We start from the raw sequence: 10,681 nt of genomic DNA, 5'->3' as shown, positions 1-10,681 counted from the left end.
ACGTTATAACAGGTGAGCATAGTCGCCACAGGAGGCTTCGATGTCGCCATCGTTTCAACCATTAAATCCTCGTCCATGGTCGTCCCCATAAACGTCGAGGCGTTCTCGATGCCTAAGGTTTCTGGCGGGCAATCTAAGCCAATGTATAAGCAGAATGCTGAGGTACCGATTTCACGGGACTTGAAGTCTTGAGAGATACCTTCTGGTAACTCATCTGTATCCAGCAAATCGACAAAAGTTACGACCGAACTTGCGTTTGAAATCACTTGTTCGGTTTCGTATACGTCACCATGTTCAGTGTGAATAGCAATGACTTTGGGCTTGTCGCCCGATTTATCGGTAATAATTTGATCAACAGCCGCATTGAACTGAACTTCGCCGCCAGCTTCCAAGAACGATTCAAGCAAGGCATTTGAAAGCGCTTGTGAGCCACCTTTAATGTGCCATGGTTTAAATACGCCATAGGCATAAAGCATCATGGCGAGGTCAACAAAGTTAATGTTTCTTGGCGCTTGACCCAAATAACACCAGTAAGCAGCCAACAGAGTTTTTAATTGCTCGTCAGAAAAATGCTCATCCAAAACAGATTTAGCAGAACGCAAACCATGCTCCGCATAATGCTTACTGTTTTTCATAAGCATGTCTGCGCTATTCATCTTGAGCGCAGCTTTAAAACCCATAAAGCTCTCAAGAACAACACGCTCACAGAGCAACATGAAATCTTTGATACCTTGTTCTTCATTGGGGAAATTTTCGATGAGAACTTCTCGAATGCCTTTCCAACTAGCAGGCAAGGTAATATCGAACTCATCTTTAATCGTCATACGATAGAGGTGGTGCTCTTCAACAAACTCCACTTTGTCCATCACACCTAATTCGTTAAAAATCTTGCGCATGATGAAAGGATTTTTTTCTGTCCCTAAGCCGCTCAATTGATGCAAGGCAACTTCGAATTCAAAATCGCCTCGAACAAAAGAGGTCGCGCAACCGCCAGGAATATTGTGCCGTTCAAGCAGCAAAGTTTTCGCGCCACCTCGCGCCAGAGTTGCCGCAGCTGTCAGCCCGCCGTTCCCTGCTCCAATTACAACCGCATCATATTTTTCTAGGTTCGACATACGTATAGCCCATAATTAACACCTTATAATGCCGATAACTATACAACGTAAAGTTATACTATGTATACAACGTAAAGTTTTTTTTACTGATCAATTCACAAACTAGATCAATCCATTCTGATGTTTATCAGGTAAATCTTTGCATCATCCGCTTTAACACATCGGTTTATGCTTCAAGTTGTTTGGTTGAAACGCGATCTTCGTCTGCAAGATCACTTGCCTTTGGCTCGCGCAGCCGAACAAGGACCTGTTTTACTTTTGTATGTAATAGAGCCGCAACTTGTTGAGGACCCTCACTATTCAGAACGTCACTGGCGCTTTGTCAGCGACAGCATCAATGACATCAATAAATCACTACGAGGATTTGGCGCAAGAGTGTTGTGTTTGCAACGCGAAGTCATTCCGGCGCTGCAAGCTATCCATGAGTCCTTCGGTTCGTTTCAGTTGTGGAGTCATCTAGAGGTTGGTTTAAAAAACACCTATGACAGAGATCTGGCCGTAAACGATTGGTGCATGGCACATAACGTGATTTGGTCTGAGGTCCCGTTATTAGGTATTCAGCGAGGACTTACACATCGACAACATTGGTATGAATCATGGCATGAACAAATCAATCAAGCGCCTGTATGCCTATCACTCTCAAATGTTCATTGGTATGCGTTCTCTGATTTGGACGAATCACTGAAAGTTGATGAGAGAAGCGATAAATGGAACTCACTGCATATCAATTTCCAACATGGTGGAGAATCAAACGCGTGGCATACTTTAAAATCGTTTCTATCTGGACGGGGACAAAACTACGCGTTCAACCTTTCTAGCCCCTTTGAGAGCATGCAGTCTTGTAGTCGGCTTTCGCCTTTTTTAGCGTGGGGCAACATTAGCTCAAAACAGGTATTTCAATACTTAGAGCAGCATAGATCACAGCGGGCATGGGGACGCACTATTAGCGGTGTGCAATCACGTCTGCAATGGCGTGATCATTTCATCCAAAAATTTGAAAGTGAGCACGACATGCAATTTCGCCCCGTCAATAAAGGGTATGAACACTATCCCTACGAGCACGATGCGCATGAAATAAATCGACGGCTCGAAGCATGGAAAACTGGCAATACGGGCTTCCCGATAGTTGACGCGAGTATGCGCGCCTTGATCAACACTGGGTATTTGAATTTTCGCATGCGCGCAATGTTGATTAGCTTTCTATCACATCAACTCAATCTAGATTGGCGTTTAGGCGCTGCCCACCTTGCAAGCGTCTTTCTTGATTTCGAACCCGGCATTCATTACCCCCAAATTCAAATGCAAGCTGGAGTAACGGGGATAAACGCTATTCGCTTATACAACCCTGTCAAACAAGCCATGGAACGAGATCCTGAGGCTCGATTTATCCAAAAGTGGATTCCAGAACTAAAAGGACTTCCAACCATTCTTCAGCAAGATCCAAGTTTAATCACTGACATGGAAGCTTTGATGTACAACTTCTCACTCAGCGCAGACTACGTTGAACCGGTTATCGATCTTGATCAGAGTATGAAAGCCGCTAGGGAAATCTTATGGGCATATCAGAAAACACCTAAAGTGCAAAACGAAGCCGCTCGTATTCTCTCGCGCCATACCATTCCTGATCGAGCACGCATGATTTCAGGCTAAGAATCTAAGTTTTACATACCTTCTCTCGTTTCGCCTCGCTTGAGCAGCGTTTCGAACAGTACTTAACCTGCTCCCAATCACGCTCCCACTTTTTACGCCAAGTGAAAGGCCTTTGACACACAACACAAAGCTTTGAAGGCAACTCAGACTTTTTCATTACGCTCTAACTTATGAAAGAAGCTCTCGGCATCGCTTGCGATTAAATGTCGTTTCGCATCATCCATTTTCTCTAAGGTTCGATACGGCATAGATAAGCGCTGATTACCGCGAAGTTTGTCTTGATTGCGCGCCAAGAAATCCCAGTAGAGATAGTTAAACGGACAGGCGGATTCGCCGTTCTTATCTTTCACTTTATACGCGCATGACTGGCAATAATTAGACATCTTATTGATATAAGCACCGCTCGCCGCATAAGGCTTACTTGCCATAACACCACCGTCAGCAAACAGTATCATGCCATTTACATTAGGCAGCTCTACCCATTCGTATGCATCACCATAAACTAGTAAAAACCATTCCTGCACTTGCTTCGGTTCTATCCCAGTCAGTAATAGAAAATTACCAATCACCATTAAGCGCTGAATATGGTGCGCATAGGCATTCTGTTTGGTCTCATTAATACATTGTGCGAGACAGTTCATCTGCGTGTCGCCAGTCCAAAAGAAGCCCGGCAAATGTCGTTGAGCGTTTAGAAAATTCTGATCAACATACTTGGGCATTTCGTGCCAATACAAACCTCGCACGTATTCACGCCAGCCAAGCACCTGACGAATAAAGCCTTCTACCGCATTTAGAGGAAAATTATATTCGCGATAGGCATGTTCGACTTGAGTAATCACCTCATGGGCGGTCAGCAAACCTGCATTAAGATAAAAGCTGATATGACTATGGAACATCCAAGGCTCGTCTTGTTGCATGGCGTCCTGATAATCACCAAACAAAACTAAACGTTCTTGAATGAAGCCCTTTAAAACTTGAAGCGCTTGCTCACGTGTAACCGCATAATGGAAGTTACTAAGCTCACCAAAATGATCCTCGAACTCCGTACCAACAAGTTCTAACACTTGAGTAGTTATGTCATCTGGTTCAAACATGGTTGGGTTTGGAACCTTCGTTCCTTTAGGAAGCGATTTACGATTTTGTGCATCGTAATTCCATCTCCCTCCTTCCGGTTCACCATCTTGCAAAAGCACAGAAGTTTTCTTACGCAGCTCACGATAGAAATACTCCATCCTGAGCTGTTTTTTCCCATCAGCCCAATGCCTAAATTCATCAAGACTCGCAATAAATCGGTCGTCTTCACGAATCTCAACAGTCGCGTTATAAACGTCAAACGCCGCCTGCCAGCTCTGCATATCCTCGAGCACACGCCATTCACCTGGAAATGTCACAACGACATGCGAAAAGCTTAGCTCTGACATCGCTCGCTCGACTTCCGCTTTAAGGCTACCAGCATTGTCAGGGTCGTCGTAAGACACATAGCGCACGCGATAGCCGTCGTTCTGAAGCTCCTTAGCAAAGTGACGCATGGCAGAGAAAAGGAAGGCAATTTTCTTCTTATGATGTTTCACATAAGACGCCTCTGTACGCACCTCTGCCATCAATATCAGATCATTTTGCTTGTCTATATCGCTCAAACTAGCAAGCGAGCGTGACAGTTGGTCTGCGAGGACTAAACAAAGCTTTCCTGTCTGCGTCGAAAACTCAGGCATTTGATGCGGCCTTTACGACTTCGTATGCATCAAGTGCCGCTTCACGAGACTCTTTAAGATCCACAATTGGATGCGGATAATCAGTACCTAGCCACACGCCTGCCGATTTGAGAATGTCGGTCGGTGCTTCCCACGGTTTATGGATAAACTTCTTCGGCACCTCTGCAAGTTCAGGGCAAAATTTCTTGACGTATTCGCCATCACTATCAAATTTTTCGCCCTGTAATACGGGATTGAAAATTCGAAAGTAAGGTGCTGCGTCGGCGCCTGAACCAGCCACCCACTGCCAACTGGCAACATTGGCTGCAAGATCAGCATCGAGTAAACAGTCTCTAAACCATGCTTCTCCTAAGCGCCAATCACAGCGTAGGTTTTTCACCAAGAATGAGCCAACAACCATGCGAATGCGATTATGCATATAGCCCGTTTGCCATAACTCACGCATACCCGCATCGATAATCGGGATACCCGTGTTACCTGTCTGCCAAGCACGCAATTTTTCAGGAGCGTTTTCCCACGTGAACACATCAAATTTGGCGTTGAAACTATCGCTCGGAATATGCGGAAAGTGATACAAGAGGTAGTAGCTAAACTCACGCCAACCAAGCTCACTTAAATAGGTATCGAGATGTTTATCATCCTCTCGACCTTCGAATGCATGTTTAACGGCATACCAAACCTGATTCGGAGACAGCTCACCGTAGTGCAAAGAAGGGCTAAGCCGCGAGGTCCCAACGACAGACGGAATATTCCTTTGATCGCGATAGGCAAATGCTGCGCTTTCTATGTATTGCGTCAATCGATCTGACGCCCCCTGCTCGCCAGGCTGCCATTCATTTTGCATCTGTTCATACCAAGGAATGCTTGGCAATAAACCCAGCTCATCAATTGTATTTTGTTGAAGTCCCTCGGGAAGAGCGCAATCTGAGAGATCAGGGGCTGCCTTGGGTAAGCGAGGTTGCTTTGATAACAAGCAACCTTTTCGATAATAGGGCGTAAACACCTTGTACGCAGATCCTTGCTTATTTTTAATATCCCATGGCTCCCACAACAGGCTCGCTTGAAAACTTTGAACGTCTATACCAGAGGACTTAAAGTGTGTTTTAAGCTCGGTATCTCTGGCAATCTGCCAAGGCTCATAACAGCGATTCCAAAAGATTGCTCTAACATCAAGTTCCTCGGTGAGCGCACTCAAAGCTTGCTTCGCAGCGCCAGACCTCAACAATAATTGGCCATTAAGATTATCGCGCAAGCTTACTAGAGAATGATGCAGCCACCAGCGGCTCGCGCCGCCTGTTGCAAAATCGCCAGCGTCATCATCATCAAGAATAAAAAGAGGAATAACGCGTAAATTTTCTGCGCTTGCAAGTGCGCAAGCTCGCGTCAGAGCGGGATTATCACGCAAGCGTAGATCACGCCGAAACCAACATAAAACAGCACCCTTTGATGACATGGCTTCCTACTTAGTGGATATCAAATTTAAATATGCATAGAAGTACATTGAGGGTAGTCGTTTAGATCAATTTCAGAGGCAAAGTTTTCAAACAGTTCTATTTATTTCAGGCATAAAAAAACCACAACCGAAGTTGTGGTTTTTTTAATTTAGAACGCGATCGAAGAAAGACTTATGCCTTACGACGTGCAAATCCTAACGCAGCCAAACCTAAACCGAACAATGCAAGCGTTGCTGGCTCAGATACAGACACTGAAACATTTCCGTATGAATGGTTGTCAGACTCAAACGCATAACCATTACTAGTTAGTACATAACGGTCGAACACATCACCATCAGTAAAGAAGAAGTTTACAAAGCGGTTAGAAGTCCAGCTAACTTGGTTTCCGTCTGCAAGTAGATCATCAATCTGATCACCAGAGATCGACGCTACGATATTGTTATCGTCGCTCACATCACCGTTGTAGAACGTAATGCTGTTGTAGTCATCAACCGATCCCCAAAACAAACCGAAAAAGTTGTAAGTTTCGTCAAGCAAAATAGTTGCTGAACCATTTTGGTTAGGGTTTGGAACACTCAAATATTCACTGGTAATGCCAAAAGGAGGCGCACTTTGATTTGTACCACTTGGCGTTGAGTAGACTGTGTAGTCTCCAGAGATATTACCTACATTGCCTTCGTCAAAATCAATGATATCTAGGCTATCAGATACTGTACTTACAAATTGATTTTCGGCTTCAACAGTTGTTATCAAACCTGCTTGTGCAGATACACTCGCTGCCAATAAAGCGCTCGCTAATACTACTTTTTTCATTTTTAGCTCCGAACTATCGTCCATGAAACATTATGTTAGTTACATATGGTTACATAATACCTATTCAGAGAAACATTACTAGTTCGAAAGATATAAACGTAGCGAAACTGAGCACTATTTCACCAAGTTAATAGGCTTCTTAGCGTTTGGAGATCAAATATTAGGGGCAAAGTACTTTTACTCTGCCCCCAAACTTAAGGCTCAACTTAGATTGGCAAATGACCTGTTTTGACATAAATGGTGCAACCATCTTCTTTTGTGAAGGGGTGATGCTGGCTCATATGTGGTGAACGAATCCATGTTCCTTTCGGGTATTCACCATGCTCATCATAGAAAGTACCTTCGAGAACAAAGATTTCCTCCCCGCCCCAATGTCTATGTGGATTAAAAATAGTATTGGGAGCCCAGCGCACTAGTGCGACATGTTCCCCTTCAAACTCATGCAGGGGCATGACAGAGAGACCTTCAACTAAGCCGGGTAACCAAGCAGTTGACGTTGTATCGATACTAAATTGCCACGTATCTCGCTGATCAAACTGCTGAAGCTTTACAAAGATCGTCGCACCTTGATCGCCAATTTTGGGTTGATGCGCCGTACCAATTGGATTGCGGACATAGGTACCTGCTGGGTACTGACCATGTTCGTCTTCAAACACACCGTCTAATACAAAAAACTCTTCGCCACCCGTATGGGTATGCGGGGAGAATTCACTATTTGCTTCGTATCGCACAATCGATGTTGCTCGCGCGACTTCATCACCAATACGGTCCAGCATCATGCGCTCGACACCGGGCATAGGTGAATCAACCCAATGATAATCTTGTGGCGCGACAACAAAACGGTCTGAAAAATCTGAGCGGAGTTCCATAGTTATTTCTTTCTATTTCTACACATATAAAAAAGGGTCAGAGTAAAATTACTCTGACCCGCAGATTGTCCTCTTATTTAAGGTCAGGATTCCTTACGCAGCTTGCGCTTGGTCAGACTTCTGCGCTTCGTAAAGTTCCTCAAGTCTCTGAGAGTTTGCAAGCAAGTATTCAAATGCACTCAATGATGCCTTCGAGCCCTCGCCCATCGCGATCACAATCTGCTTGTAAGGAACCGTACTCACATCGCCCGCTGCATAAATGCCTTTGCTTGATGTGTGGCACTTTTCGTCAATAACGATCTCACCATATTGGCTTGTTTCGATCACATCTTTGATAAATGCGCTGTTAGGCACCAAACCAATCTGTACAAACACTCCATCGACTGCAACATCTTTCACTTCGTTGGTGTCACGATCAAGATATTTCATACCGTTGACCTTACCATTCGCCGCAGTGACTTCTTGCGTTGCAGCACTCTTGATAATCGTAATGTTGTCACGCGCTTGCGCTTGATCTACCAGTACTTGGTCCGCTCGCAAGGTATCTGCAAATTCAAGCACCGTCACACTCTTCACGATACCAGCCAAATCGAGTGCCGCTTCGATTCCAGAATTACCACCACCAACAACAGCAACATCTTTCCCTTTGAAGAATGGGCCATCACAATGTGGACAGTACGCCACGCCATTACCGATATTTTCTTTCTCACCAGGAACGTTTAGCTCTCTCCACTTCGCCCCTGTTGCGACAATCAAGGTCTTGGTATCGATACGCTCACCTGATGACAAGACCACGGTTTTGATCTCTTCATCGATCACTTCGCTTACACGCAAGTGCTCTTTCACCGTAATGTCGTAATCATTCATGTGATTGATTAAGTTTCCTGTTAGTTCAGGACCGGTTGTACTCGATACTGAAATGAGGTTTTCGATGCCCATTGTGTCTTTCACTTGGCCACCTAATCGCTCAGCAATCAGCGTTACTTTCAAACCTTTGCGCGCACTATAAATCGCTGAAGCAACACCTGCTGGACCACCACCGATAACAGTCACGTCTTGCAAAGGCAGTGCGTCAGACTCATCTGACTGGGCGATACTTGCATCGCGCTCCATCAATTTCTCGATCAACTGTGCGGCATCAACTTTACCATTCGCGAATAATTCGCCATTGACATAAACAGCTGGGACGCCCTGAATGTCACGTTCTTTGATGATATCTTGGAACAAGCCTCCATCGATCATTTCGCTCGAGATATTGTCGTTAAGCAAAGCAAATTGGTTCAGAGCCTGAACGACATCAGGGCAGTTGTGGCAGCTCAAACCGATGAACACCTCAAAGTGTAACTTCTCACCAACGCGCCCCACCATTTTTTGCAAAGACTCATCTAACTTTAAAGGTGTGCCAGTCGCCTGAAGCACCGCTAAGATAAGTGAATTAAATTCGTGACCACTTGGGATACCTGAGAACTGGACACCTGTGTCTTTGCCATCAACTTCAATGTAGAAGCTGATCGGACTACGTAAACCTGTGGCACGTTCTTCTAGCGAAAGAAGATCATTGGTGCCTGCAATATCAGCAAGAAACTTTTTCAGCTCCTCACGTTTTTCATGTTCGCCACTTTGAAGAACGAAAGTAAGCGGCGCCTGCATTGAGGCTGTGTACTGTTTAATTGCCTGTAGAATGTCTTGAGATAGCATGATGCTCACCTGTATGTTTCTAAAGTGGTTTTTGATTTTGTTCATCCCGCTGTTGATTCGGGACTTAGTATTCTGATCCGAAGAGATTTGAAGATAATTTCTAGTCTTAACTCTTCTTTTCTTATCGGCGCTGGCCGACAGCAGGTCAGGGTCTTTGTTTCGCCAAAGCCCCCAACACCCCAAAGGCGACCCGGATCGCTGAAGCGATCGACGGGAAAGGCCCTTCGTTCTAGACTCTATGTGAAAGTATTTATTGCAACTTTAGACCATTGAACGATTCTTTATCTGGCAAACCGCTAGCGGCGTGATGAGAGCAGTTAGAGCGAGGCGAAGTTCACCGAGAAAGCGCAGCTTACCGTCTGGTAAGTGAGCATTGAGGGGTGGACTACAACAAAGCTCTAACAATCGCAATAGCCGACTACATTTTCGAGATTAATTACGTCGCGAGATCAGCTAAGTCTAGGCAGAGCGTGTTAAGGAAGCGGAGCTTACTAATAGTAAGTGAGCATTCCGAAACCCGCTTTAACACCGCCTTAGCAATCGCAGTAGGAATTAATCCAAAAATTAAATCTTGCCTACCAAGTCTAATGATGGAGCTAGCGTCTCTTCACCTTCTTTCCATGCGGCTGGGCAAACCTGACCTGGGTTGTTACGAACGTACTGTGCTGCTTTCACCTTACGAAGTAGGTCTTCTGCGTCACGGCCAATACCTTCCGCTGTAATTTCCATTGCTTGGATAACGCCATCTGGGTCAACGATGAATGTACCGCGATCTGCAAGACCTTGATCTTCACGCATTACTTCAAAGTTGCGCGTGATTTGACCTGTTGGGTCGCCAAGCATGTGGTATTGAATCTTGCCGATTGTTTCTGAAGAATCGTGCCATGCTTTGTGCGTGAAGTGCGTGTCAGTTGATACTGAGTAAACTTCTACACCGCGAGACTGAAGCTCTTCGTATTTGTCTGCAACGTCACCAAGCTCTGTTGGGCAAACGAAAGTGAAGTCTGCTGGGTAGAAAAAGAAGACAGACCATTTACCTTCTAGATCCTTGTCGCTCAGTTCTACGAACTCACCGTTCTTAAAAGATTGCGCTACGAATGGTTTGATTTTTGTGTTGATTAGAGCCATGTCATTTTCCTCTTGAATTTAACGACAGTGTTAAAAGTAAATTGGCGTTTGCCTTAAGTTCGAAATGAAGTTTAAAGAGACTTGCAAGAACGGTAAATTTGAATAAATTTATTTATTAATTTAGTTTTTTTGAATTATAAACGCCGCGCGAGGAATACAATGATCTCTCTTAAACAACTCAATTATGCACACGCACTTCACGCACAAAGCATGGCACGATTCTTCAGAAACAATCGGCAAGA

The 10,681-nt window shown here is 44.8% G+C and carries 9 protein-coding genes; 1 reads left to right on the top strand and 8 read right to left on the bottom strand.

What is annotated here, in order from left to right; genetic code table 11:
• Window positions 1-1,115, bottom strand: a 1,115-nt coding sequence (locus tag A3738_RS18765) for an NAD(P)/FAD-dependent oxidoreductase (RefSeq protein ID WP_068763777.1), incomplete at its 3' end; no start/stop codon positions are given.
• Window positions 1,116-1,283: 168 nt separating this feature from the next.
• Here A3738_RS18765 and A3738_RS18760 point away from each other — a divergent pair.
• Window positions 1,284-2,765 carry a cryptochrome/deoxyribodipyrimidine photo-lyase family protein gene (locus tag A3738_RS18760; protein WP_068477940.1) on the top strand — a complete coding sequence of 494 codons (1,482 nt, stop codon included), beginning with the start codon at window positions 1,284-1,286 and terminating at the stop codon, window positions 2,763-2,765.
• A gap of 4 nt (window positions 2,766-2,769) precedes the next feature.
• Here the strand turns inward: A3738_RS18760 and A3738_RS29480 are convergent, their stop codons facing one another.
• From A3738_RS29480 to ahpC, 7 genes are all read right to left on the bottom strand, one after another.
• Window positions 2,770-2,922, bottom strand: coding sequence for a DUF2256 domain-containing protein (locus tag A3738_RS29480; RefSeq protein WP_082878399.1), 153 nt, complete (start codon window positions 2,920-2,922; stop codon window positions 2,770-2,772).
• On the bottom strand, window positions 2,909-4,477 hold the full coding sequence (locus A3738_RS18755; RefSeq protein WP_068477939.1) for a cryptochrome/photolyase family protein: 1,569 nt from the start codon (window positions 4,475-4,477) through the stop codon (window positions 2,909-2,911). The genes A3738_RS29480 and A3738_RS18755 overlap by 14 nt, the downstream gene beginning before the upstream one ends.
• Complete coding sequence (locus tag A3738_RS18750) at window positions 4,470-5,930, bottom strand: deoxyribodipyrimidine photo-lyase (RefSeq protein WP_068477938.1); 1,461 nt, start codon at window positions 5,928-5,930, stop codon at window positions 4,470-4,472. The genes A3738_RS18755 and A3738_RS18750 overlap by 8 nt, the downstream gene beginning before the upstream one ends.
• Window positions 5,931-6,102: 172 nt before the next feature.
• Window positions 6,103-6,744, bottom strand: a complete 642-nt coding sequence (locus tag A3738_RS18745) for a PEP-CTERM sorting domain-containing protein (RefSeq protein ID WP_068477929.1) — start codon at window positions 6,742-6,744, stop codon at window positions 6,103-6,105.
• Between the two features lie 206 nt (window positions 6,745-6,950).
• Entirely contained in the window at window positions 6,951-7,613 is a 663-nt protein-coding gene (locus A3738_RS18740; RefSeq protein ID WP_197471938.1) for a cupin domain-containing protein, read from the bottom strand.
• Window positions 7,614-7,706: 93 nt separating this feature from the next.
• Window positions 7,707-9,311, bottom strand: coding sequence for an alkyl hydroperoxide reductase subunit F (ahpF, locus tag A3738_RS18735; RefSeq protein ID WP_068477917.1), 1,605 nt, complete (start codon window positions 9,309-9,311; stop codon window positions 7,707-7,709).
• 564 nt (window positions 9,312-9,875) lie between these two features.
• Window positions 9,876-10,439, bottom strand: a complete 564-nt coding sequence (ahpC, locus tag A3738_RS18730; protein WP_068477915.1) for an alkyl hydroperoxide reductase subunit C — start codon at window positions 10,437-10,439, stop codon at window positions 9,876-9,878.
• Window positions 10,440-10,681: the final 242 nt, after the last annotated feature.

This window comes from Oleiphilus sp. HI0066, assembly GCF_001635725.1.
Note: the sequence above shows the minus strand (reverse complement) of the source record. Positions and strands in the feature narration are given on the sequence as shown.

Excerpts from the sequence above, each read along its gene's own strand:
- A3738_RS18760 (WP_068477940.1), top strand. The coding sequence starts at position 1,284 with ATGCTTCAAGTTGTTTGGTTGAAACGCGATCTTCGTCTGCAAGATCAC.
- A3738_RS29480 (WP_082878399.1), bottom strand. The coding sequence starts at position 2,922 with ATGAAAAAGTCTGAGTTGCCTTCAAAGCTTTGTGTTGTGTGTCAAAGG.
- A3738_RS18755 (WP_068477939.1), bottom strand. The coding sequence starts at position 4,477 with ATGCCTGAGTTTTCGACGCAGACAGGAAAGCTTTGTTTAGTCCTCGCA.
- A3738_RS18750 (WP_068477938.1), bottom strand. The coding sequence starts at position 5,930 with ATGTCATCAAAGGGTGCTGTTTTATGTTGGTTTCGGCGTGATCTACGC.
- A3738_RS18745 (WP_068477929.1), bottom strand. The coding sequence starts at position 6,744 with ATGAAAAAAGTAGTATTAGCGAGCGCTTTATTGGCAGCGAGTGTATCT.
- A3738_RS18740 (WP_197471938.1), bottom strand. The coding sequence starts at position 7,613 with ATGGAACTCCGCTCAGATTTTTCAGACCGTTTTGTTGTCGCGCCACAA.
- ahpF (WP_068477917.1), bottom strand. The coding sequence starts at position 9,311 with ATGCTATCTCAAGACATTCTACAGGCAATTAAACAGTACACAGCCTCA.
- ahpC (WP_068477915.1), bottom strand. The coding sequence starts at position 10,439 with ATGGCTCTAATCAACACAAAAATCAAACCATTCGTAGCGCAATCTTTT.